The following is a 24330-nucleotide window of genomic DNA, read 5'->3' as shown; positions in this document are numbered from 1 at the left end:
CGATCCGGCATTCGATTGGAGCACATGATGCGTTCTTTCCTCGCCGCATCCGACATTCTGGAACGGATATGCGCCTTTTTCGGGCGGTTGGGCTCATGGCTCATCATCCCGCTGATCCTGATCATCGTTTACGACGTCGTCACGCGGAAGATCATCTTCATCCAGCAGTTCGTGATGAACAGCTGGCTCTACGATTTCCTGTCTCCGACGAAGCTGCAGGAGATGGAGTGGCATCTGCATGCCGTCATCTTCCTGCTCGCCTACGGGCTGGCCTATCTCAACGGCACGCATGTGCGCGTGGACATCTGGCGCGAGCGCCAGTCTGATCGCCGGCGCGGATGGCTGGAGCTGATCGCGCTTCTCGTTCTGGCGATCCCCTATTGCGGGGTGCTGATCTATCAATCCTGGTTCTTCGTCGAAAAGGCCTTCCTGCAAGGGGAAGGGTCTCCGGCGATGACAGGACTGCCCAACCGCTGGATCATCAAGTCCTTCGTGCTGATCGGCGCGGCCCTGCTGATGGCGTCGCTGCTGTCGACGCTGATGCGGCTCGCCGTCTATCTGTTCGGTTCTTCGGCGCTGCGCCAGGAAGCGCTGCGGCGCCTCGACATGGTGGGGCTCCCGCCGGCCGCAGCAGACGAAACCAAGCCCGGTGAAGTCTCGCCATGACCGCGATCTACAATCATCTCTACGACTATCTCGGCGGCTACATGTTCATAGCCCTGGCGCTGTGCGTGTTCACCGGCTTTCCGGTAGGGCTCGTGCTTGGCGGGCTTGCGCTGCTCTTTGCACTGGGCGGCATAGGGCTCGGGGTCATGCACACGTCGGAACTCTACCTCTTCGTGGAGCGGCTGTGGCAGACGGCGGCCAACAACCAGATTCTGGTGGCCGTTCCCTGCTTCATCTTCATGGGCATCATGCTCGAGCAGAGCCAGGTGGCGAGCAACCTGCTGCGCGTGCTGCAGGTGATGCTGCGCCGGGTGCCCGGCGGGCTGGCCCTTGCCGTAACGCTGCTGGGCACGATCCTTGCGGCGACGACCGGCATCATCGGCGCATCGGTTGTGATGCTGACCATGATGGCGCTGCCGGCGATGATCGCGCAGAAATACGACGTGCGCCTCGGCACGGGCACGGTTGCGGCCAGCGCGACGCTGGGCATCTTGCTGCCGCCCTCCGTCATGCTGGTGATGATGGCCGACCTGATGGCGATCTCGGTCGGCGACCTGTTTCTGGCGGCCATCCTGCCGGGCCTGATGCTGGCTTTCCTCTATTGCGTCTACATCGTCGCGCTGGCGGCGTTCAGGCCGGACAAGGCGCCCGCCGTCCAACGCGCCGAGGACGAGGTGGGCGTTGCCAATCTCATCGGCATGGTGGTCAAGGGCTTCCTGCCGATCGTCTTCCTGATTTCGCTCGTGCTCGGTTCGATCTTCGCCGGCTGGGCAACGCCGACGGAAGCCTCGGGCATCGGCGCGTTCGGCGCCATCCTGCTGGCCTGGTTCAACGGCAAGCTGACCCGGGCATCGCTTGACAAGGTGTGCATGCAGACGGCGCTGACGTCGGCGATGATCTTCCTGATCTTCGCGGGCGCCACGGCTTTTTCCTACGTCTTCCGCGCGCTTTACGGAGAGGACCTGATCCTGGATTTCATCGCCTGGATGGGGCTCACCCACTGGAGCCTGCTGTTCCTTCTCATGGTGGTGATCTTCCTGCTCGGCTTCTTCTTCGACTGGCTGGAGATCACGCTGATCATCCTGCCCGTGTTCGCGCCGATCATCGCCAGCTTCGCGCCCGATTTCGCACCGGCCCTCGGGATCGAACACCTGCCGGCTGCCGACCAGCGTTCGCTGGTGCTGCTCTGGTTCGCGATCCTGGTATCGGTCAACCTGCAGACGTCGTTCCTGACGCCGCCGTTCGGCTTTGCGCTGTTCTTCCTGAAAGGCGCTGCGCCAAGGTCGGTCAAGATCGGCGACATCTATCGCGGGATCATGCCGTTTGTGGGCATCCAGCTTTTCGGCGTGCTGCTACTGGCACTGTTTCCGGCGATCGTCTTCTTCCTGTTGTAAGAGAGGAAGACCTGCCCGGATTCACGGGTGGAAGAAGACAGGTTCCATTGCCGCCCACCATTCGCCGTCGCGTCGTGTATCGAGCGGTTGCTGCAGCGGGTCACAGATCTTCCACCATTCCTGCATGGCGGGGTTTTCGCGCATGATCGCCGTGTCGCGCTCGAAATCCGTGCCGACATATTCCCAATAGGCGAAGAGCAGGTTTTCCGGCTCCTTGAGGAAGATCGAGTAGTTGCGGATGTTGGCTGTCGAGATGGCGGCCAGCACGTCGGGCCAGACGGCCGCGTGCAGTTCGCGGTATCGCTCGACCTGGCCGGCCTTCAGGCCGATGCACAAACCCATCCGTTGCATTCTCTCAGTCCTCCTCGCAGCGATCGGGTAGGGGGAGCCGCCTTGACCGACCTGAACTGTTATATTAGTATTCTTACATTCCCTCTGGGTTGCAACCCCGTTTTTCAGGCGATTTCCAGGATATGTTGACGGCACCGACAGCGCGCGCACTCCGACTTACCGATGCCGACAACATCGTTGTGGCAATCGAACCCTTCAGCGCCGGCGATACGATCGTGGGCGTCACCGCATCGCAGCGCGTGCCGCGCGGCCACAAGATGGCGGTGGAGGCGATCCCCGCGATGCGGCGGTGATCAAGTACGGGCAAGTGATCGGTTTTGCCAAGGAGGACATCGCACCGGGAAGCTGGGTGCATGAGCACAATGTCTATCTGCACGCCTTCGACCGCGATTACGCGTTCGGTACCGAAACGAAGCCGACTGCGTTCGTCGCCGCGGACAAGCGGCGCAGCTTCCAGGGCTTCCGCCGCGCGAACGGCAAATACGGCACGCGCAACTATGTGGCGGTGCTGACATCGGTTAACTGTTCGGCGAGTGCCGCGCGCTTCATCGCAGACCAGGTGACGCGCTCCGGCATCCTCGCAGATTATCCAAACATCGATGGCGTGATCTCGCTGGTTCACGGCACCGGCTGCGGGCTCGACACCCACGGCGAGGCGTATGAACTTCTCAAGCGCACGCAATGGGGCTTCGCGACCAATCCCAATATCGGCGGGGTGCTGATGGTGGGCCTCGGTTGCGAGGCGTTCCAGATCCCGCGCTGGATGCAGTCCTACGGCATCAGCGAGGACACGACCTTCCGCACGCTGACGATCCAGGAAGTGGGCGGCACGCGCAAGACCGTGGAAGCGGGCGTGCGCGCAATCGAGGAGATGCTGCCGACCGTCAACGAGGCGACCCGCAGCGAGGCGCCGGCCTCGGAGCTGATGCTCGCGCTACAGTGCGGGGGCTCCGACGGTTACTCCGGCATCACGGCCAATCCGGCGCTGGGCGTGGCGGTCGACCTGCTGGTCGCCGAAGGGGGCACCGCGATCCTCTCTGAGACGCCGGAAATCTACGGCGCCGAACATCTGCTGATGCACCGGGCCGAAAGCACGCAGGTGGGCGAGAAGCTTGCGGAGCGCATTCGCTGGTGGGAGGACTACACGGCCCGCCACAACATGGAGATGAACAACAACCCGTCGCCCGGCAACAAGGCGGGCGGGCTGACGACGATCCTCGAAAAGTCGCTGGGGGCCGCGGCCAAGGGTGGCTCGACCAACCTGAACGGTGTCTTCGACTATGCCGAACCCGTCACGGCCAAGGGGCTGGTGTTCATGGATACGCCCGGCTACGACCCGGTTTCGGCGACGGGGCAGGTGGCCGGCGGTGCGAATGTGCTCTGCTTTACCACGGGGCGCGGCTCGGCCTTCGGCTGCAAGCCGACGCCTTCGCTCAAGCTCGCGTCCAATTCCTACATCTACGAGCAGATGAACGAGGACATGGACATCAATTGCGGCGATGTCCTCGACGGGGTTTCGCTGGCGCAGAAGGGCGAGGAAATCCTGCAGCGGGTTCTTGCTGTGGCATCCGGCGAGCGGACGAAGTCCGAGCAGCTTGGCTACGGCGACAGCGAATTCGTGCCCTGGTCGGTCGGCGCGACCATGTAGGGCTTTGCGGCCGTATCAGGCGGCCGCGTCGAGCTCGCTCCACAACGCATCCGGTATCTCGCGCTCGAACCAGTCGATGCTGGTCGTGACATCGTCGACGCTTCTGGCGCCGACCAGCACCGACGTGATCGCTTCGTTGCGGATCGGGAACTGGATCGCCGCAGCGCCCAACGGCACGTCGAACCGCGCGCAAATCTCAGCGAGACGGTCGACACGCTTCACGATCTCTGCCGGCGCATCGCGGTAGTCGAACTTGCGGTCGACTGCGTTGCGCGCGGCAAGGATGCCCGAATTGTACACGCCGCCCGCCACGATCGAGACATTGCGAGACCGGGCCTTGGCCAGAAGTTCCTCGCCGGACCGGTCGAGCAGGGTGTAGCGCCCGGCAAGAAGGCAGCAGTCGAGGTCGGTCTCGTTCATCGCCTCGTCTATCGCCTGCGTCTCGTTGACGCCGAGGCCGAAGCCCTTGATGAGGCCCGCGTCGCGCAGTTCGACAAGCGCCCGGAAGCCGCCGCCGGTCAGGTCGCTCCATGTGCGGTCGTGGCGCTCGCCATGGGTGACGCGGCCGATGTCGTGCACGAAAAGAAGATCGATGCCGGGCAGGCCGAGGCGTTGCTGACTGTCGTCGAAGCTGCGCATCAGGCCGTCATAGCTGTAGTCGAAGACCTCGCGGAACCCGAGGCCGTTGTTCCAGCCGGAATCGAACGGGTTCTTCGGCGGCTCCGGCGGTAGTTCGCGGCCGGGGCGGGGCAGGGCCATCAGCCGGCCGACCTTGGTGCTGATGACGGCCTCGTCGACGCCGCCGCTTTCCTCGCGCAGGAAGTGTCCGAGGAGATGTTCCGCGCGACCGAGCCCGTACATCGGCGCGGCGTCGAAATGGCGAATGCCTGCCTGCCAGGCAGCGCGCAGCGTAGCCAGCGCGTCATCGGCGGCGATCGGCCGGTAGAGCCCGCCGAAAGCAGCGCAGCCCAGTCCCAGCGCCGTCAGCTCCAGGCCTGCCCGCCCGACGGCCCTGCGTTGCGAAACCTTCACCTGCATTCCTCCGGTCGTTTGTCTTTGTCTTCCGCAGCGCCGTGACCCCAGCGCCCGGCCGCTCAGGTCAGGACGCGCGCTCGCCAATCGTTGCGTCGAGATAGGCAAGCGTGTTGTCGAGCGACGTCTGAAGATGGGTCTTCAAGGCCCGCATCGACGCTTCCTGATCGCGTTGCGCCAGCGCTTCGAGGATCGCGCGGTGCTGGGCGATCGTCTCCTGACCCGCGCCGGGGCTCGGCAAGGTCAGCAGGCGGCAACGATCCATCTGCGCCTTGGAGATGTCGACCACCTTCCACAGCATGTGCAGGCCGTTGACCTCGGCGATGTAGCGGTGGAAATCGTCGTCGCGGGCGATCGCCTCGTCGTAGCGCGAACGCTTCACCGCTGTCTCGTGCGCGTTGACGATGTCCTCGAGGTCCTGCACGTGGGACGGTGTTATGCGTTCGGCCGCGCGCCTGATGCTCTCCAACTCCAGCGCGATGCGGATGATGTAGGCCTCTTCGACCTGCTCGCGGCGGATGTCGGCGACAAAGGTGCCGTGCTGCGCGAACACCTCGACGAGGCCCTCGTCGCTGACCTTCTTGACCGCCTCGCGCACGGGGGTGCGCGAGATCCCCAGCCGGGTCGCGATGTCGATTTCGTTGATGGGCGCGCCGGGTGCCAGCTTGCCGGTAACGATGGCCTTGCGGACCAGCGAATAGACCTGGTCGCGCAGCGGGATCGCGCGGTTGAGCGCCACGCCGCCGAGGAATGCGGACAGCCGGTCTTCGGTTGGCTGGTCAGGCGATTTCGAAACTATGGTCCCGTCCTCACGACATGTTTTCCGCCACGATGGCGGTAACCGGCCTGCACGAGGCCATCACGTGGCGTTTCAAGGCTTGCATTATACTAGTGTAATATGCAAGAGCAATGCAGGAAAAGCCGACGCGCAGGACAGGCTGGGCGAGGCACACGACACGACGATTCGGGAGGTTCGGGCAATGAACAAGTTGGATCTTGAAGGCCAGGTTGCCGTCATCACAGGGGGCGCTCAGGGACTGGGTTTTGCCTTTGCCAAGCGTATCCTCGCCTCCGGTGCGAAGGTTTGCCTCTGGGACATCGGTGGCGAGCGGCTGGCTGCGGCGAAGGCAGAACTCGGCGCGGGCGTCGAGACGGTGGTTGTCGACATCACCGACGCCGATGCCGTCGTTGCCGCCCACAAGGAGACGGAAAAGCGGCTTGCGCCGGTTTCGATCCTCGTCAATTCCGCCGGCATTGCGGGTCCCAACCATACGCTCGACGAGTATCCGCTGGACGAGTGGCGGCGGGTGATCGACATCAACCTGAACGGGACGTTCTACGTGAACCGGGCCGTCGTGCCTTCGATGAAGGCGCAGAACTATGGCCGCATCGTCAATGTGGCTTCCATCGCCGGCAAGGAGGGCAACCCCAATGCCTCGGCGTATTCGGCTTCGAAGGCGGCGGTGATCGGCCTGACGAAATCGCTCGGCAAGGAACTGGCCGGCTTCGACATTGCCGTCAACTGCATCACGCCTGCGGCCGCCCGCACGCCGATCTTCGACCAGATGAAGCAGGAGCATATCGACTACATGCTGTCGAAGATCCCGCGCGCGCGGTTCCTCGAGGTGGACGAGGCCGCGAACATGGTTGCCTGGCTGGTGACGAAGGAAAACAGCTTCACTACCGCTTCGGTTTTCGACCTTTCCGGCGGCCGCGCCACCTACTGATCGTTTCATTCGGGAGACTCATTATGAAGCTTGTTCGTTTTGGCGAGCCCGGCGCGGAGAAGCCGGGCCTGATCGACGCCGATGGGGCGATCCGCGATCTTTCCGGCGTGATCGCCGACGTGGCGGGCGAACATCTGCATCCCGATGCGCTGAAGGCGCTGTCGCAGACCGATCCCAAGAGCCTACCGCTCGTTGCCGGCAATCCGCGCATCGGACCCTGCGTTGCCGGCGTCGGCAAATTCATCTGCATCGGCCTCAACTATGCCGACCATGCCGCGGAGTCCGGCATGGCGGTGCCGTCGGAGCCGGTGATCTTCATGAAGGCGACCTCGGCGATCGTCGGTCCCGACGATGACGTCCTGATCCCGCGCGGTTCGGAAAAGACCGACTGGGAGGTCGAGCTCGGCGTGGTGATCGGCAAGCCCGCGAAATACGTCTCCGAAGCCGATGCGATGGATTACGTCGCCGGCTATTGCGTCGCCCACGACGTGTCCGAGCGTGCGTTCCAGACCGAGCGGCAAGGCCAGTGGACGAAGGGCAAGAGCTGCGACACGTTCGGTCCGATCGGCCCCTGGCTGGTGACGCGCGACGCGGTGTCCGACCCGCAGAACCTCGGCATGTGGCTGAAGGTGAACGGCGAGACGATGCAGGACGGCTCAACGAAGACGATGGTCTATGGCGTCGCGCATCTGGTCTCCTACCTGTCGCAGTTCATGTCGCTGCTGCCCGGCGACATCATCTCGACCGGCACACCGCCCGGCGTCGGCATGGGCATGAAGCCGCCGCGCTACCTCAAGGACGGCGATGTCGTCGAACTCGGCATCGAGGGCCTCGGAACCCAGACGCAGACATTCCGCGCGGACGCGTAGGAGGCGCAGATGGCCGCCGCTCCCGTCATCGATGCCCATCATCATTTCTGGCAGGTTGGGCGCGGCGACTATCACTGGATGTCGCCCGAGATGGGCGAGCCACTCTACCGCGACTATATGCCGGACGACCTTGCGCCGCTGCTGCGCAGGGCCGGCGTTGACGCCACTGTCGTGGTGCAGGCCGCGCAGACCGAGGCGGAGACCGCGTTTCTGCTCGAGCTTGCGGAGGGGACACCGTTCGTCGCAGGCGTCGTGGGGTGGCTCGACATGGAGGATGGCGGCTTCGGCGCCAAGCTCGATGCGCTTGCGCGGCAGCCCAAATTCGTGGGGCTGCGGCCGATGCTGCAGGACCTTGCCGATGACGCCTACATTTTGCGACCAGCGGTGCTCGCCAATCTGAAGCTGCTGGCGGAACGCGGCATAGCGTTCGATATACTCGTTCATCCCCGGCATCTGCCGCATGTCGCTCGCGCGCTGGAGGCGGTGCCGGGGCTGAAGGCTGTCATCGACCATATCGCGAAGCCGGATATCGCATCCGGCGCGTTCGGCGGCTGGGCCGAGGATATGGCCGCCGTAGCTGCATTTCCAAATGTGCTTTGCAAGCTTTCGGGAATGATTACAGAGGCCGATCACCGAGCCTGGAAGCCGGCAGACCTCAAGCCCTATGTCGATCGTGTCGCCGGACTGTTCGGCTCCGAACGGCTGATGTTCGGCAGCGACTGGCCGGTGTGCCTGCAAGCCGGCAGCTATGCCGAGGCACTGCAGGCGTTGCGTGCAATTATCGACGGTCGACTGAGCGAAGCCGAACGGGGCGCGGTTTATGGCCTGAATGCCGTACGCTTCTACGGTCTTTCAATCTAAGGCGGGAAGAAAGCCCGGGCGCTTGCTTGCGCAGGGTATTATATTAGTGTAATAGAACAATGCGCATCCGATACCGGAACGAAGGGCAGGGGCGCGCGATCGGGAGGAAGGGTATGTCGGCTGCGGCAACAGCCCTCCGCATGCGGGGGATCAGCAAGACTTTTCCGGGCGTGAAGGCGCTTTCGAACGTCAATCTGACGGTCGAGTTCGGCCGCGTGCATGCGATCGTCGGCGAAAACGGCGCTGGCAAGTCGACGCTGATGAAGGTGTTGAGCGGTACCTACCTGCCCACGACCGGCACGACGGAGATTGCCGGGGTCGAAGTGCGCATGCGCAAGCCCGCCGACGCCCAGAAGCTCGGCGTCCGCATGGTGCATCAGGAACTCAATCTTGTTCCCGACCTAACCGTTGCCGAAAACGTGTACCTCGGGCGCATGCCGCGCAAGTGGGGCCTTGCGGACAAGGCGGCCATGGTGCGCGACACCGAAGTCATCCTGAACGAACTTGGCGCGGCGATCGATCCCAAAGCGCGGCTTGGCGATCTCTCGATCAGCCAGCAGCAGCTTGTCGAGATCGCCAAGGCCTACGCGGCAAAGCCCCGCATCATCGTTCTCGACGAGCCGACCTCGAGCCTGAGCGAGCACGAGACGGCAGCGCTGTTTCGCATCCTGCGCAAGATGAAGCAGGAAGGCATTGCCATCATCTACATCAGCCATCGCCTCAAGGAAGTGCTGGAGATCGCCGACGACGTGACGATCCTGCGCGACGGCAGCATGATCGACACGCGGCCGGCCGACGGGATCACGGCTGCGGAGATGATCCGGCTGATGGTCGGGCGCGAGGTCACCAACGTCTTCCCGAAGACGCCGTCGGACATCGGCGCGCCGGTGCTGAAGGTGATCGGCCTCGGCGACGGCTACAATTTTCGCGATGTGAGCTTCGAGGTGCGATCGGGCGAAATCCTCGGGCTTACCGGGCTTGTCGGGGCAGGCCGCACGGAGCTGGCAAGGGCCATCTTCGGCCTGGCGCGCGCCACCGAGGGCCGGATCGAGATCGGCGGCAAGGCTGTGACGATCAAGTCGCCGGCGGCTGCCATGCGCGCGGGCATCGCCTATGTGCCGGAAGACCGCAAGGACGACGGCATCGTCCCCTCGCTCAGCGTGCGCGAGAACATCAGCCTGCCGGTGCTGCGCAAGCTGTCCCGATTCGGCCGCGTGAGCATGAGCGCCGACCGTAAGCTGGCCGACCGATACACCAAGGAATTCTCCATCGTGCCGCCGGACCCGGAACGGCGCATCAGCCTTCTTTCGGGCGGCAACCAGCAGAAGGCCGTCATTTCCAAATGGCTGTCCGCCAGCCCTTCGGTGCTCATCCTCGATGAGCCGACGCGGGGCGTCGACGTGGGCGCGAAGGCCGAAATCCACCGCATCATCGGCGAACTCGTCGCCGGCGGCATGGCGGTGGTGATGATTTCGTCGGAACTGCCGGAGGTTCTCGGGGTGTGCGATCGCGTCGTCGTGATGCGGGACGGCCATGCCGCCGCACCCGTCGAGCGCGCGGCCCTGAGCGAGGAGAGGATCATGGCGCTTGCCACCGGGGAGGAGGCGGCGTGACGGACGTACCGATGCAGATGCAGCAAGACACGACGAATGAACGTTTTCGGGGCGGAAGCCCTCTGGTCGATCTTCTTTCCCGTGGCGGGCTTGCGATCGCGATCCTGGCGGTGCTGATCTACGGCTCGCTGGCCAGCCCGGTCTTCTTCACGGCAGGCAATTTCGTCAATGTACTGACCTCCATGGCGATCGTCGGCATCGTCGTCGTGGGCATGACCTTCGTGCTTGTGGTGGGCGGGCTTGCTGATCTGTCGGTGCCGGCGACGATCGCGTGCGGGGCCATCCTGTCGCTTGCCCTGCAACCCGTCATCGGCCCGGTACCGGCCTTCGCGGCGGCGATCGCGCTGGCCGGTTTCTGCGGGCTGATGAGCGGTCTGCTGATCGGCTATATCGGCATCAATCCGATCATCGCGACGCTCGGCGTGGGCACGATCGTGCTCGGCATCGTGCAGGCGGCGGTGGGGGGCGTGATCGTCTATGGCACGAACCCGGACACGGCCGCGCTGGTAAAGAGCCGCGTGTTCGGCATACCCACAATCGTCCTGATTTTCCTCGCAGTGGCGGTTGTCGGTCACTTCGTGCTGTCGCGCTCCTATTGGGGCCGATGGACGGTGGCCACCGGCGGCAACTACAGCGCCGCCGAGGCGAGCGCGGTGCCGGTGCGGGCGGTCAAGGCAGGCGCATTCGTGATTACCGCGCTGTGCTCGGGCTTGAGCGGCGCGCTGCTTGGGCTGACCCTTCAAAGCGCGCGACCGTTGGTAGGCACGGGCTACGAGTTCAGCGCCATAACGGCTGTCGTCGTCGGCGGTATCTCGATCATGGGCGGCTTCGGCTCGGTGCCGCGCGCGATTGCCGGGCTGGTGTTCGTGCAACTGCTGACCAATGTGATGGTGCTGCAGGGCGTGCGGACACCGGTGCAGGGCTTCGTTCTCGGATTGCTGATCGCCGGCGCTGTCGCGCTGGATGTCGCCCTTCGCAGACGGGGAGGGGCTTGATGACTCCGATCGCACGGCTCGTCCGCTACCGCGTCGCCGTCATTCTTGGGCTGACGCTGCTGGTCGCCTCGCTGACGGTTCCCGGATTCCTGAGCGTCACGACGCTCAGCCTGGGGCTCGACCGCAGCGCCGCCATCGGCATCATCGCGATCGGGATGACGGTGTTGCTCATCGCCCGCCAGATCGATCTTTCGGTGGGTTCGACCTTTGCGCTGGCGGGCATCACGGCCGTTATGCTGCAACCGGCCATCGGCATCTGGCCCGCAGCACTTGCCGGCGTGCTTGCGGGTGCGGCCGCTGGCGCCTTCAACGGGCTGCTCTCGGTCGTCTTCAAGGTCAACGCGCTGGTCGCCACGCTTGCAACGATGCTGATCTTCCGGTCGGTCGCACATTGGCTGACCGACAGCCAGCCGGTTCCGGGCACGGACATCATGCTGTCTCTGGCGCTGTCGAAGATCTATCTCGAGATATTCACGCTGCGCAGCGCGCTGTTCGTCGGCGCGATCCTGCTGCTGCACTTCTGGCTGACGCGCACCGTGGCGGGGCGCAACCTGTTCGCGGTCGGTTCCAATGCCGACGCAGCCGAGGCGAGTGGCATCGCGCCCGGCCGGACGGTGTTCCTCGCCTTCGTCTTTGCCGGAACGCTGGCGGGTGTGGCCGGCGTTCTCCAGAGCCTGACCACGAATACCGGCTCGCCCGTCTTCGGTGCCGAACTGATCGTCACGGTGATCGCGGCGGTGGTGGTCGGCGGCACGCGCATCGAGGGCGGGCGTGGCTCGGCGCTCGGCACGCTGGGCGGTGTGCTGACGATCGCGGCGCTGACCACGGCGATGGAGTTCCAGTCGGTGCCCGCCTACATCCAGCAGGTCGTCGCCGGCCTCATCCTCATTCTGCTTGTCGTTCTCGACCGTACGGTGCGGCATGGCCCGCGCACACATGCGGCGGCAGGCGCATCGGGCTGAAAATCTTGAGATTTTAAGGAGGAAACCATGACCAATACGAAAACCGGAATGATTGTCAGCGCGCTGGCGCTGCTTGCCTCAGTGGGTTGGGCGGAAGCCAAGACCGTCTGCTACGTCACCGCTGCCGACGCGCATGCCTATGCGACGCCGGCCAACGAGGCACTGGAGGCGCGCGCCAAGGAACTCGGCATCGAGGTCATCACGCTCAGCCAGAACTTCGACGTGCAGACCGGCACCGAGCAGCTCAACACCTGCATCGCGCGCAACGCCGACGGCATCATCCTGTGGCCACTTGACCCGCAGGCCTACATTCCAGGCCTCGCGCGGGCGCAGCAGGCGGAAATCCCGTCGATCCTCATCAACTCGCCGATGGACGAGCAGGCCAACCAGTTCATCAAGTCCTTCACCGGACCGGACGTCTACGAGGAAGGCGAGATGGCCGCGGATCGCTCAATGACGCGCTGGGTGGCGAAGGCTCCGTCGTCGTGATCGCCGGGCAGGCCGGCAATGGCACGACCATCGGCCGCGTCGGCGGCTTCATGGATCGCCTTGCCGAGATCGGCAGCAAGATCGAGGTTCTCGACACGGTGAACGCCGACTTCGACCAGCAGAAGGCGCTCGTCGTCAGCCGCGACCTCATCACCCGCTTCGGCGACGGCATCGACGGCGTCTATGCCAACGACGACACGATGGCGCGCGGCTTCATCGACGCGTGGAAGGAAGCCAAGCCCGGCGAGCCGACGCCGCCGATCGTCGGCATCAATGGCCAGAAGGACGCGTTCGAGTCCATCAAGTCGGGTGAGATGCATTCGACGATCGTCCAGTCGCCGGTGGAAGACGGCAAGCTCGCCATCGAGACCATGGCCGAGATCCTCGACGGCAAGGAAGTCGGCGCCCGTCTGCCGATCCCGCTCACGGTCGTGACGAAGGCGAATGTCGACAGCGTCGAACCGGCGTTCTGATCCAAGCGGCACCGTCCGATATGCAGAGGGCCCGCCTTGTGCGGGCCCTTTTCTTATCTGGAGCAAGCCGTGGGCAAAGAGGCGCTATCGCTGCCGCCAGGCCTGCGAGCGCTTCAGCAGCAGCCGCGATACGAGCCCATGCAGCAGCCGCGCGGCGACGTTGGTGTAGAAGATCATCATGCCCATGGCAGCCGCGGGCGCGATGTCGCCGGCATCGTCCATGTTGAGCACGGCCACCGAGGCGAGCTGCGTCTGTGTGGAATAGAGGAACACCACCGCCGACACCGTCGTCATCGCATTGACGAACAGGTAGATCGATATGTCGAGGATGGCGGGCAGGGAAACCGGCACCGTCACCCGGAAGAACAGGCGGTGGAACGGCTGCTTGAGCGAGGCCGCGACCGGCTCGAACTCGCGGTCCATCTGGTTGAGCGCAGTCAGCGCCGTGAGGTGTGACACCGTATAGAAGTGGGTGACGGTGGAGACCACCAGGATCGCCATAGTGCCGTAGATCGCGTTGAACGGGTTTGCCGGATCGTTGAAGAAGAAGATGTAGGAGAGGCCCAAGACCATGCCCGGCACGGCCATCGGCAGCATGGCAAGGAACTGGAAGAGTGTGCGGCCGGCCGCGAAGCCGTCGGTCTTTTCCACCATGTAGGCGCCGACGAAGACGATGATCGTGCCGAAGACGGCGGTGAGCAGCGCCATCACGATCGAGTTGTAATAAGCGCCCCAACCGCCGCCATCCATCAGGTCGAAGCGGAAGTTGTTGAGGCTGGGCGTCAGGTCGTAGGGCCAGAATTTCACCGTCGCCGCGAACTGGCAGACGCCGATCATCATCAGGATGAAGAGGGCGACGGCGGAGCAATAGACGAAGCAGGCGGTATCGAAGCCGCGATCGGGCTTCGGCTGATAGGGCACGGAGCGCGCCGACAGCAATGCCACCTGACGCTTGCGGATGGCGCTGTCGACGAAGAAGGCGGCGACGGCCGGCACCAGCAGCAGCACCGCCACCACGGCGCCCATCTCGAAATTCTGCTGGCCGATGACCTGCTTGTAGATGTCGACGGCGAGCACATTGTACTGGCCGCCGATCACCTTCGGCAGGCCGAAATCGGTGATGACGAGCGTGAACACCACGAAGGCGGCCGAGATGATGCCGTAGCGCGCGCCCGGCACCGTGACGGTCCAGAAGGTGCGCCATGGACTCGACCTGAGCGATTGCGCGGCCTCGTAGTGGCGCTGGTCGGCCACCGACAGCGCGGTCGAGATGATGAGCAGCGCGTGGGGCAGGGTGAAAAACACCGAGCCGATGACGATGCCGATCGGGCCGTAGATGGAATGGCCCATCATGAGACCCTTCAACAGGCCCTGATTGCCGAAGAGATAGACGAGCGCGATGCCCGGCAGCAGCGACGGCACAAGAATGGGAATGGTGGTGACGAGCCTGAAAAAGCCCTTGAACGGCATGCAGCTTCGGTTGAGCGCGTAGGCGAGGCCGAAGGCGATGCTGATGACCAGTACGGTACTGATGACACCCATCAGTACCGAATTGGCGATCGACTGTGCGAGCGCGGGCGTTGAGAAATAGGCGACGAAGTTGTCGAGCCCGAGCGATGCCGAGGGGCGGATCACCACCCGGCGAAAGGAGTTGGAATCAAGCTCGAGCCATTCGGTACCGCGATGCAGCTCCGAGCCCACCAGATAGGCGGCGTCATCGCTCGTCCCGCGGATGCGGTACATGACCGGACTGCGGAAACTGAAGTCGGGATAAAGCGCGGTCAGGGAGAGGCGGCCGTCCGAGCCCGTGTTCAACTGGTCGGGCGTGATGACGCCGCCGACTTCCTCATTGAGCGTGGCTACGGTCGTCGGCTCGCTCCAGGTCGTGGCGCTTTCGTCGCTGCGCTGGAGCTCGAAGGCGGTCAGGTCGAACTCGTAGGTCGAGACGGACTTTGACAGCAGGACGTAGAGCGGGGCGGCAAGCGCCACCAGCAGATAGAGCGAGATGACCACCATCAAGCCGCGCTTGACGAGATCGTCGCCGGAGACCCTGGTCCGCAACGCGCGGCCCCTGGGGATTTCGAGCGTTGCGGCGGTCATGTCAGGCGGCCCTCTCGGGAAAGACGAGCACCCGGTCGCGCGGGAGTTCGACGCTCATGGCGCTGCCCTCGGCGATGTCGAGCCTGCGCACGGCATTGATGGAGAAATCGGCGACCAGCAGGCCGTCGCCGAAGCGAGGCGAGGCGAGGCGGGTGCGCCAGAAACCGCCGAGAAATTCCATCTCGCGCACGTCGACCTCAATCAGGTTCTCACGTGTGGCCACTACATCCGGCGCGCCGGGTGAACGGGCGCCGTCGCCGTGGGGAATGACGTCGACGGGGCGGATCACGGCGGTGACCGGTGTGCCGGTGGCGCAGCCATGCGGCGCGCAGGCGAGTTCGGTGCCGGTGAGGGCCACCTTGCCGCCGGACAGCACCTTGGCGGGGAACTGGTTCGTCTCGCCGATGAAGTCGGCGACGAAGAGGCTTGCCGGTTCGCGATAGACTTCGGTCGGCGTTCCGACCTGCTCGATCACACCGTGGTTCATGACCACGATGCGGTCAGCCATGGCAAGGGCTTCTTCCTGGTCGTGGGTGACCATGATGGTGGTCACGCCCAGCTTGCGCTGCAGGTTCTTGATCTCGTGGCGGAGGTGGACACGCACCTTGGCGTCGAGCGCCGAAAGCGGCTCGTCGAGCAGCAGCAGGCCGGGAGAGATGGCCATGGCGCGGGCCAGCGCGATGCGCTGCTGCTGGCCTCCGGAAAGCTGGGCAGGATATTTCCTGGCCTGGCTGGCGAGGCCGACGAGGTCGAGAAGTTCGGCGACGCGCTGCGCGATTTCTGCTTTCGAACGCCGGGTGTTTTCAAGGCCGAAGGCGACGTTCTTCTCGATCGTGAGGTTGGGAAAGAGTGCGTAGGACTGGAAAACGATGCCGTAATCGCGCTGCGAGGGCGGCAGGACGGAAATATCCCGGCCACCCTGGTGGATGGTGCCGCGGGTCTGAAGGTCGAGACCGGCCACGGCGCGCAACAGGGTTGTCTTGCCGCATCCGGAGGGGCCGAGGAAGCAGACGAACTCGCCTTCCTGGATCGACAGCGAGATGCCCTTGAGCGCGGCGAACTCGCCGAAAGTCTTCCAGACGTTCTGGATCTGCAGGTAAGGGGATTTCACCGGTTCGGTCCCTTCCGCGGATAGCCGCGAGCGTACCGCAGCGCTGGTCGCGCCGGGAATGGTCTCGTGTTTCATCGCACGACCTTTTGTTTGGCATGAAAAAGGCCGGGCGCGATCATCGCTCCACCCGGCCTTGTCCTCAAGGGGCTAGCCCTTCGGTTCGGACTTTGCGTCGTAGCGCTTCTGCCATTCAGCCAGAATGGCCTTGCGGTTGTTCGCCGCCCATTCGAAATCGTTCTCGATCATCTTCGACGGAATGTCGTCGGGCAGATGCTCGACCGGCTTGGCAATGCCGGGATAAGCGACGACCGCGTAGCCGACATTGTACATCTCGTTGGCTTCCTTGGTGATCGACCAGTCGACCAGCTTCTGAGCAGCCTCGAGATTGGCGGTGCCGGCGATGATGGCGGTTGCTTCCGCTTCCCAGCCAGAGCCTTCCTCGGGGAAGATGATGTCGATGGGCGCGCCGGCCTTCTTGGCGTTGGCGCCCGGGAACTCGAAGGATACGCCGATCACCGTTTCACCGGCCGCCGCCATCTTGCAGGGCTTGGAACCGGAGTGGGTGTAGGCGGCTATGTTTTCGTGCAGGCCGTCCATGAACGCCCAGGCGTCGTCCTCGCCGAACATCTGGATCCAGGCCGACACGTCGAGGAAGCCGGTGCCCGACGAGTTCGGGTTCGGCATCACCACGTGGCCCTTATATTCCGGCTTGGTCAGGTCCTTCCAGGATTTGGGCGGGGTGAGGCCAAGCTTCTCCGCCTCGATGGTGTTGTAGCAAAGCGCAGCCACATAGGCGTCCATGCCGACCCAACTGGGCGGGGTGGAGGAATCCACGAATTTCGGATCGAGCTTTTCGACACCGGCCGGCGCATAGGGCTCCAGCATGCCCTCGCTCTTGAGCAGGAGCAGGGAGGTCGCAGCCACGCCCCAGACCACGTCGGCCTGCGGGTTGTCCTTCTCGGCCAGCAGCTTGGCGGTCATGACGCCGGTGGAGTCGCGAACCCAGTTGACCTTGATGTCGGGATTGGCGGCTTCGAAAGTCTGCTTGTAGCGGTCGAGGTCGACGGCCTCGATCGAGGTGTAGACGGTCAACTCGGTCTGGGCGAAAGCAGCCGAGGCGGAAAGAGCCGTCGCGAAAGCTGCGAGTGCGGCTGCGCGATATGTTGTCATGATCGTGTTCCCCATTATTTGGCACCTGAAGCGGATGCGAGGGGACGCCTGCTGCTCTGCGGCACGCCGGTATCGCCGGCTTCAAAACGTCCATGGTGGGATCGTGGGGAAAGTGCCGCGATAAGTAAAATCTATTTAATCGATGGTACTATCGCGCACGGCGATATTTGTCATCGCGCCGTCATGCTGGCGAATGGCCGGTGCTCAGCCGGCCATGACCGCGCGCTCGACGGTCGCCAACGCACGGTCGAGATCCTCGCGGTCGATGATGAGCGGTGGTGACAGGGTCAGCACGTTGCCGGCGCTGATCTTGAAGCTCAGGCCTTCCTCCAGGCAGCGATAATAGACGCGCTCGGCCAGTTCGCGGGCAGGGGCGTAGCTGTCGGTATCGGTCACCAGCTCGACGCCCATCATCAGGCCCCGGCCGCGTACCTCACCGAAATGAGGGCTGCGGGCCAGGGTTTCCGAAAGCCTTGCCATGGCGTAGCTGCCTAGTTCCGCCGCGCGCTCGACGAGGCCTTCCTCTTCAATGATGCCGATGGTGGTGAGGGCGGCGCGGGTCGTCACCGGGTTCTTCTCGTGGGTGTAGTGACCGATCGCGTAGTCGCCAGCGACGTCGAGGTCGCGTCGCGCGATGACCGATGCGATCGGCAGGATGCCGCCACCGAGCGCCTTGCCCAGCACGAGAATGTCGGGAACGACGCCGTCGTGCTCGTGCGAGAAGAACCTGCCGGTCTTGCCGAGACCCGTCGGGATTTCATCGAAGATGAGCAGGGTTCCGTGCCGGTCGCAGGCTTCGCGCACGGCTTTCCAGAAACCGGGCGCGGGAACGAGCGGCGTGGCGCGCATCGGCTCGGCAATGACGGCTGCAAAATCGCCCTCGCGGCCAAGGACATAGGAGATCATGTTCGCGCAGGCGCGGGCGGACGCTTCGAGGCTGTCGTGGCCGTAGGCACAGTTGCGGCTCGCCCATGGCGCCACGTGCTCGGCGCCGGTGACGAGCGGGCCGGCGATCTGCGAGCGAAACGTTGCCTCGCCGCCGACGCTGGCGGCGGCGAAACCGGCACCGTGGAAGGCGTCCCAGAACGAAAGAGTCTTGAAGCGTCCGGTGGCCGCACGCGCGACCTTCAACGCGACCTCGATCGCATCGGAGCCGCCGGTCGTGAAAAGCACTTTCGAGAGGTCGCCCGGTGCAAGTCGGCCAAGCTTCTCGGCGAGTTCCACGGCGGGCTCGCAGGCGAAGCGGCGCGGGGCGAAGCTGAGATCGTCGAGCTGCTGCTTGATCGCGGCAACCAGCCGGGGATGAGCGTAGCCGATATGGTGGACGCTGTTGCCGTGGAAATCCATGTATCGCCGGCCCGCGAGGTCCTCGATCCAGATGCCTTCGGCCTTCGCGATCGTCGATACGCAGGGGCTCGAAAGGCTCTGGTGCAGGAAGGCGTCGGCGTCGCGCCGGAGAAGCTCCTGCGCTGGCGCGTGATGCTGACGCGCGTTCCATTCCTGCCTTGCCGCCGCGCGGTTAGACTCGCCTTCGGTGTGGACAATGCTCATTGCCGCGTCTCCCCGCCTCGGTCTGGCGCCTCGCCGCTCACGCTGCCGGACGCTTCAGTTGAATAGCTCGCTTATGGTTTCCTCGCCAATGGCGAAAGCCGTGCTGGCGCCGGTGCCGCTGGTGATCATCACGAGACGGACATCGTCTCCCGCCTGCTCGCGGAAATGCGCGCGCTCCGGTGCGGAGGCGTAGGTGCCGGTCCAGCGCGCGCGAGACTGTCGGTGATTTTGCAAAGACCGCGCCGAACTCACGAAGGATTAGCGCGTCGACGGCTTCCGAGCCGAACGGATCGGGCGTCTTCCCATAATGATGGGAATCGCCGACGACGAGCGAACCGTCGGCGCTCTGGACGGCGATCATGTGCACGCCGTTGCGCAGGGCTTCGGCGCTGTCGTCTTCGAGCCGCGCGCGCAGGGCCGAGGCTTCGGGCAGCAGCGCATAGCCGGGGTAGCGGACCAGGCTCAAGTCGGAGACGACGGCCGAGGCGAGGCGCAGGCCGCTCGGGGCAAGGCGCAGCATCTGCAACTTGCAGCGCTGGACTTCATGCCGGGCGATCAGTTCGGGAAAGAGCCCGGTGAGATCGTCGCCCGGACAGACGACGACCTTGCCGGCGCGGATCGGCCCGCTGCTTGTCTCGACAACTGGAGGAGAGACGCCGCTAACGGTCGTGGCGAAACGGAAATCGACCTTCAGCTCGCCTTCGAGATAGGCCGCGATCCTTGGGATCGCCTCGCGCGATTCGATGCGGATTTCCGCTGGGCTGAGAAGCCCGCCGCGCAGATTGCCGAGGTTGAGCCCGCCCTGCCGGCGGCCGAGTTCTTCCTGGGAGAGCAGGGTGCAGCCTGCGCCGCTTTCGCTGGCCGCGAAGGCCTCGAGCAGCGCCAGCGCTTCCGGGCGCTGCGCCACGGCGAGCAGGCCGGTGTGCAGGACTTCGATGCCAGCAGGCCGCGCGACTTCGAGCCAGATCTCGCGCGAACGTTCGGCCAGCCTACGCTGGCGGCCGGGCTCCTCGCCGGACACCACGACGAGGCCGAAATTCCTGATCGACGCGCCGTTGGCCTGTGCGTCGCGGTCGATGACGACGACGCTGAGGCCGCGGCTCGCCGCCGCGAGCGCATGGGCCAGCCCGACGATGCCCGCGCCGACGACGGCGAGATCGTATGTCATGCAGGCACTACCAGGGCAGCGAGAAGGTCTTGACGTTGGTGAACGACTTCATCGCCTCGATCACGCCTTCCTTATAGCCGTTGCCCGAATCCTTGATGCCGCCGAACGGGCTCATCTCGATGCGATAGCCGGGCACTTCCCAGATGTTGACCGTGCCGACCTTGAGGCCCGCGATGTATTTCTGCATGCGGCGGTAGTCGTTGGTGCAGACGCCCGAGGAAAGGCCGAAGGCGGTGGAGTTGGAGAGCGCGATCAGGGCGTCGTCGTCATCGGGCGCGCGGATGATCGGGACGATCGGGCCGAAGGTCTCCTCCATCACCAGTTCGGATTCGTGCGGCACATGGTCGACGACGATCGGCGGCAGCAGGGAGCCACGCCGACCGGGGTTGTAAAGCACCTCGGCTCCGGCTTCCGCCGCCATGTGGACGCGGCTTTCGAACATGGCCGCCGCCTTCTCGTGCACGACGGTGCCGAGCTGCGTTGCCGGATCCATCGGGTCGCCGAAAACGATCTTCTTCGCGCGCTCCAGCACCATGGGTACGAAGCGGTCGGCCACCTTTTCCTGGACGAGGATACGCTTGACGGCGGTGCAGCGCTGGCCGGAATTCTTGGTGGCGCCCGCCACCGCGAGATCGGCGGCCTTGGCCAGATCGTCGTCGGACAGGTCGTTGAGCACGATCAGCGGATCGTTGCCGCCGAGCTCCAGCACTTGGCGCTTGTATCCGGCCTTCGACGCGATCAGCTTGCCGACGGGCACGCCGCCGGTAAAGGTGATGAGGTCGATGTTGGGATTGGTGATCATCTCGTCGCCGATGTCGGCCGGCCAGCCGGTGACGACGGAGAGCATTTCGGGCGGCAGGCCGGCTTCGTAAGGATGTCGGCCAGCACCAGCGCGGTCATCGGCGTCAGCTCGGTCGGCTTGACGACGACGCAGTTGTTGGTGGCGATGGCCGGTGCGATCTTGTGCGAGACCATGTTCAGCGGGTGGTTGAACGGGGTGATCGCGGAAATCGCGGTCAGCGGCTCGCGGAGGGTGAAAATCTTGCGCGCCTTGCCATGCGGGGTGAGGTCGCAGGAAAATACCTGGCCGTCATCGTGGATCGCCAGTTGACCGGCGAGCGTGAAGACGTCGAACGCGCGGCCGACCTCGTAGAGCGAGTCCTGCTTGGAGATGCCGAGTTCCAGTGTGACGAGATCCGAAATCTCGTCCTTGCGCGCGTTGAGAAGCTCGGCGGTGCGCAACAGGATGCGCTGGCGCTCGTAGCGGGTGAGCTTCGGCTGGTAGGCGGCCGCGATTTCGAAGGCGCGGCGCGCATGCTCGGCACCGCCTGCCGGCACGGTGCCGACCACGGTGTTGTCCCACGGGTAGCGAACCTCGACGACGCCGTCGGCGTCGACCTTCTCGCCGGCGATGCGCATCGGCTCGTGGCGAACCTTGATGGCGGGTTCCGCCTTGGTCATGGCTGACTCCCTCACTTTTGCTGTGCCGCAGCCATGGCCGCGTAATAGAAGGCGTCGAAATTGCGGAGCGATGGCGCCTCCGGCATTTTCGGCAGGACGCGATTGACGATGAAGGGCACCGCCTGCTCGGTCAGGCCGCCATGCGAGCGAAGGGGCTCGTCGAGGGCGGCGAGGTCGTGCCGGTGCTCGGAGGTTCCCACGGTGATGTTCTCGCCGGAGACCATGACGATGTCGCCGATGCGATCTTCCGGCAGTTCGAAGCGTTCGCAAGCCTCCTCGCGGCCAAGCACGACTGTGATGCCGTCGACGGCCGCCAGGCGCTTCATGATGTCGGCGCGGTCGGCACCCTTCGGCAGATAGGCCGTTGCAAACGAGCCGAGCGCGCCGTGGTGCACCACATAAGGATCGGTGATCGGCAGGATGACGCGAGCGGCATCCTTGCCGATCCATTCGTCGAGCAGGTCCTGGACATAGATCACGGAGGGCGAGCCATCGGCATGGTGCTTGGGCTTCATGCCGTGGTCAGCGGTCACGACAATGGCGGCACCCAGGGCGTCGAGCTCGCCGAGATATTTGTCGAACATCTCGTAGAAGTCGTTCGCCTGCTTCACGCCCGGTGCATATTTGTGCTGCACGTAGTCTGTCGTGGTCAGGTACATCACGTCCGGCTTGAACTCCTTGAGCAGCTTGACGCCTGCGGCGAAGACGAACTCCGACAGTTCGGCCGAGTAGACCTCTGGAACCGGCCGGCCGAGCCAGGTGGAGGCGTTTTCGATGCCGTTGGCGGCCTTGGTGGTGGTGTCCGACTTCTCCGAGGAGAAGCAGATCGCGCGACCTTCGTCATAGGCGAGGCCGTGGCCGAGCAGGGCGCGCAGCTTGTCCTTGGCGGTGACGACCGCGACCTTGGCGCCGGCGTCGTAGAACGCCTTGAAGACGGTCGGCGCGCGCAGGAACTTCGGATCGTTCATCATCACCTCTTCCCCGGTCTCGGGGTTGTAGAGGTAGTTGCCGCAGATGCCGTGCACCGACGGCGGGCGGCCGGTCGCGATCGACAGATTGTTAGGGTTGGTGAAGCTCGGAATGACGGAGTGCGCGGTGCGGACCGTGCCCTTCTCCTTGATGCGCTTGAGCGTCGGCATCAGGCCGGCGCGAATGGCCTCGTCCAGATAGGCCGGTTCGCAGCCGTCAAGGCAGATCGCGATCGCCGGCACGCGCGGCCAGGAATAGGATCGACCGTTGGCCGACACGGTGACAGGGGACATCTGGTTCATGGCATTTCCTCAAAACTGGCAGGTCGCTGCCTGTGTCGCGCATTCCAATCCATTTGCCCAATCGCAATTCTGAATTGGATCGATTGATCTGATCTATGAATTCCCTCGGGCATCAGGCCGCGAGCTTCGAACGCTCGTCGAGGGCCGCGCTCGGCGGGGCTGCGCTCGTTACGCCCATCTCCGCGAGCGACTGGCCTGCGGCCTCGACGACGCGGCGCATGACGTGCGCGTCCATCCGGCCGATGCAGCCGACGCGGAAGGAATCCACCACCGTCAGCTTGCCGGGATAGATGATGAAGCCCTTGTCCTTCATCAGGTCGTAGAATTTCGAGAACACGAAGTTCGGATCGGCGGGGCAGAAGAAGGTGACGATGATCGGCGACAGCCACTGGTCCGACAGCAGCGTCTCGAAGCCGAGTTCCTTCATGCCGGTGACCATGACGTCACGGTTCTGCGTGTAGCGCGCGCCGCGCGCCGCGACGCCGCCCTCGGCTTCGTGCATCTTCAGCGCCTCGATAAAGGCGGCGACGACATGGGTGGGCGGCGTGAACCGCCATTGGCCCGTCTTTTCCATCGTGGCCCACTGGGCGTGGACGTCCAGCGACAGCGAATGGCTGTTGCCCCTGGCCGCTTCCAGCGCCGTCTTCTTCGCGATGACGAAGCCGAAGCCGGGCACGCCTTCGATGCATTTGTTGGCCGACGACACCATGGCTTCGTAAGGGATGCGGCTTACCTCCAGCGGCACGGCGCCGAAGGCGCTCATCGAATCGACAAGCAGCTTGCGACCGCGCGAGTGCACGGCATCGGAAATCTCGGCGAGCGGGTTGAGGATCCCGGAGCTGGTCTCGCAGTGGATCGCGATAACATGGGTGATCGCCGGATCGGCGTCGAGTGCTGCGGCGACCTCGTCTCCGCGCGGTGGCAGGTAGTCGCCCTTGTCGATCAGCGTGTGGGCGCGGCCGAGATAGTCCATGGTCTGGGCAGCACGCAGCCCATAGGCGCCGTTTGCCAGCACGAGCACCTTGCCATCCTTCGGCACGAACGAACCCAGCATCGCCTCGACGCAGAACGAGCCCGATCCCTGCATGGGAACGCAGTCATAGTCGCACTTGTCGTCGCCGATCAAAGCGAGGAGGCGGCGGCGCAGATCGGCGGTCATCGCGCGGAAGTCGGCATCCCACGAACCCCAGTCCCTCAGCATCGCCTGCTTGACCGAATAGGCGGTCGTGAGCGGGCCGGGCGTCAGCAGGTAGGGCTCGCCCAGCGCGGGCGCTTCGAAGGGGGCGTTTTTCGAGAATTCCGGCGCCATGGTGTGCATCTCCGATAAGGGTGGCCGCACCATGCGCTCGGCTTTTCTATTTGCCAAATCGTTATTTTGTATCCATCAATAAGCCCTGGCGATGGATGGTCGGCGTGTC

The 24330-nt window shown here is 64.4% G+C and carries 18 protein-coding genes and 3 pseudogenes; 10 read left to right on the top strand and 11 right to left on the bottom strand.

The window, feature by feature from the left end:
* The first annotated feature begins 24 nt into the window (after positions 1-24).
* Both HK436_RS19490 and HK436_RS19485 read left to right on the top strand, forming a co-directional pair.
* Positions 25-666: a TRAP transporter small permease subunit gene (locus HK436_RS19490; protein WP_173192389.1), complete on the top strand. Its 642-nt coding sequence runs from the start codon at positions 25-27 to the stop codon at positions 664-666.
* A complete protein-coding gene (locus HK436_RS19485; RefSeq protein WP_173192387.1) occupies positions 663-2060 on the top strand; it encodes a TRAP transporter large permease in 1398 nt (465 codons plus the stop codon). Before HK436_RS19490 ends, HK436_RS19485 begins: the two co-directional genes overlap by 4 nt.
* Before the next feature lie 21 nt (positions 2061-2081).
* Here HK436_RS19485 and HK436_RS19480 read toward each other — a convergent pair whose 3' ends face one another.
* Positions 2082-2411: an L-rhamnose mutarotase gene (locus HK436_RS19480; protein WP_173192385.1), complete on the bottom strand. Its 330-nt coding sequence runs from the start codon at positions 2409-2411 to the stop codon at positions 2082-2084.
* Between the two features lie 122 nt (positions 2412-2533).
* Between HK436_RS19480 and HK436_RS19475 the strand changes: the two are divergent.
* Positions 2534-4059 (top strand): annotated as a pseudogene (locus HK436_RS19475) (D-arabinonate dehydratase).
* A 15-nt stretch (positions 4060-4074) separates the two neighbouring features.
* On the opposite strand, the gene HK436_RS19470 reads toward HK436_RS19475, so the two are convergent.
* Together HK436_RS19470 and HK436_RS19465 are read right to left on the bottom strand one after the other, a co-directional pair.
* On the bottom strand, positions 4075-5097 hold the full coding sequence (locus tag HK436_RS19470; RefSeq protein ID WP_173192383.1) for an aldo/keto reductase: 1023 nt from the start codon (positions 5095-5097) through the stop codon (positions 4075-4077).
* A 61-nt stretch (positions 5098-5158) separates the two neighbouring features.
* Positions 5159-5830, bottom strand: coding sequence for a GntR family transcriptional regulator (locus HK436_RS19465; RefSeq protein ID WP_312860640.1), 672 nt, complete (start codon positions 5828-5830; stop codon positions 5159-5161).
* Positions 5831-6071: 241 nt separating this feature from the next.
* Here HK436_RS19465 and HK436_RS19460 point away from each other — a divergent pair, with 241 nt between their 5' ends.
* From HK436_RS19460 to HK436_RS19430, 7 genes and pseudogenes are all read left to right on the top strand, one after another.
* Positions 6072-6818: an SDR family NAD(P)-dependent oxidoreductase gene (locus HK436_RS19460; RefSeq protein WP_173192381.1), complete on the top strand. Its 747-nt coding sequence runs from the start codon at positions 6072-6074 to the stop codon at positions 6816-6818.
* Positions 6819-6841: 23 nt separating this feature from the next.
* A complete protein-coding gene (locus tag HK436_RS19455) occupies positions 6842-7687 on the top strand; it encodes a fumarylacetoacetate hydrolase family protein (RefSeq protein WP_173192379.1) in 846 nt (281 codons plus the stop codon).
* A 9-nt stretch (positions 7688-7696) separates the two neighbouring features.
* A complete protein-coding gene (locus HK436_RS19450; protein ID WP_173192378.1) occupies positions 7697-8548 on the top strand; it encodes an amidohydrolase family protein in 852 nt (283 codons plus the stop codon).
* 113 nt (positions 8549-8661) lie between these two features.
* Positions 8662-10161: a sugar ABC transporter ATP-binding protein gene (locus HK436_RS19445; protein ID WP_173192376.1), complete on the top strand. Its 1500-nt coding sequence runs from the start codon at positions 8662-8664 to the stop codon at positions 10159-10161.
* Complete coding sequence (locus HK436_RS19440) at positions 10158-11156, top strand: ABC transporter permease (protein WP_312860639.1); 999 nt, start codon at positions 10158-10160, stop codon at positions 11154-11156. The genes HK436_RS19445 and HK436_RS19440 overlap by 4 nt, the downstream gene beginning before the upstream one ends.
* Complete coding sequence (locus tag HK436_RS19435; protein WP_173192374.1) at positions 11156-12118, top strand: ABC transporter permease; 963 nt, start codon at positions 11156-11158, stop codon at positions 12116-12118. Before HK436_RS19440 ends, HK436_RS19435 begins: the two co-directional genes overlap by 1 nt.
* A 27-nt stretch (positions 12119-12145) precedes the next feature.
* Positions 12146-13080: pseudogene (locus tag HK436_RS19430) on the top strand (sugar ABC transporter substrate-binding protein).
* 84 nt (positions 13081-13164) lie between these two features.
* Here the strand turns inward: HK436_RS19430 and HK436_RS19425 are convergent.
* From HK436_RS19425 to HK436_RS19390, 8 genes and pseudogenes are all read right to left on the bottom strand, one after another.
* Positions 13165-15180 carry a putative 2-aminoethylphosphonate ABC transporter permease subunit gene (locus HK436_RS19425; RefSeq protein ID WP_173192372.1) on the bottom strand — a complete coding sequence of 672 codons (2016 nt, stop codon included), beginning with the start codon at positions 15178-15180 and terminating at the stop codon, positions 13165-13167.
* Between the two features lies 1 nt (position 15181).
* Positions 15182-16366, bottom strand: coding sequence for a putative 2-aminoethylphosphonate ABC transporter ATP-binding protein (locus tag HK436_RS19420; RefSeq protein ID WP_173192371.1), 1185 nt, complete (start codon positions 16364-16366; stop codon positions 15182-15184).
* A gap of 72 nt (positions 16367-16438) precedes the next feature.
* Complete coding sequence (locus HK436_RS19415) at positions 16439-17461, bottom strand: putative 2-aminoethylphosphonate ABC transporter substrate-binding protein (RefSeq protein ID WP_173192369.1); 1023 nt, start codon at positions 17459-17461, stop codon at positions 16439-16441.
* A 204-nt stretch (positions 17462-17665) separates the two neighbouring features.
* Positions 17666-19012 (bottom strand): (R)-1-hydroxy-2-aminoethylphosphonate ammonia-lyase, encoded by a 1347-nt coding sequence (pbfA, locus tag HK436_RS19410; protein ID WP_173192367.1) that lies wholly within the window; start codon positions 19010-19012, stop codon positions 17666-17668.
* Positions 19013-19049: 37 nt separating this feature from the next.
* A complete protein-coding gene (locus HK436_RS19405) occupies positions 19050-20180 on the bottom strand; it encodes a TIGR03364 family FAD-dependent oxidoreductase (protein WP_312860638.1) in 1131 nt (376 codons plus the stop codon).
* Positions 20181-20187: 7 nt separating this feature from the next.
* Positions 20188-21641: pseudogene (gene phnY, locus HK436_RS19400) on the bottom strand (phosphonoacetaldehyde dehydrogenase).
* Between the two features lie 11 nt (positions 21642-21652).
* Positions 21653-22912: a phosphonoacetate hydrolase gene (phnA, locus tag HK436_RS19395; RefSeq protein ID WP_173192365.1), complete on the bottom strand. Its 1260-nt coding sequence runs from the start codon at positions 22910-22912 to the stop codon at positions 21653-21655.
* 112 nt (positions 22913-23024) lie between these two features.
* Positions 23025-24221, bottom strand: coding sequence for a 2-aminoethylphosphonate--pyruvate transaminase (locus HK436_RS19390; RefSeq protein WP_173192363.1), 1197 nt, complete (start codon positions 24219-24221; stop codon positions 23025-23027).
* Positions 24222-24330 lie beyond the last annotated feature (109 nt).

It is taken from the genome of Neoaquamicrobium sediminum (assembly GCF_013240295.1).
Taxonomy (GTDB): domain Bacteria; phylum Pseudomonadota; class Alphaproteobacteria; order Rhizobiales; family Rhizobiaceae; genus Aerobium; species Aerobium sediminum.
The sequence above is the reverse complement of the archived record's forward strand: the minus strand, read 5'-3'. Positions and strand labels throughout refer to the sequence as shown.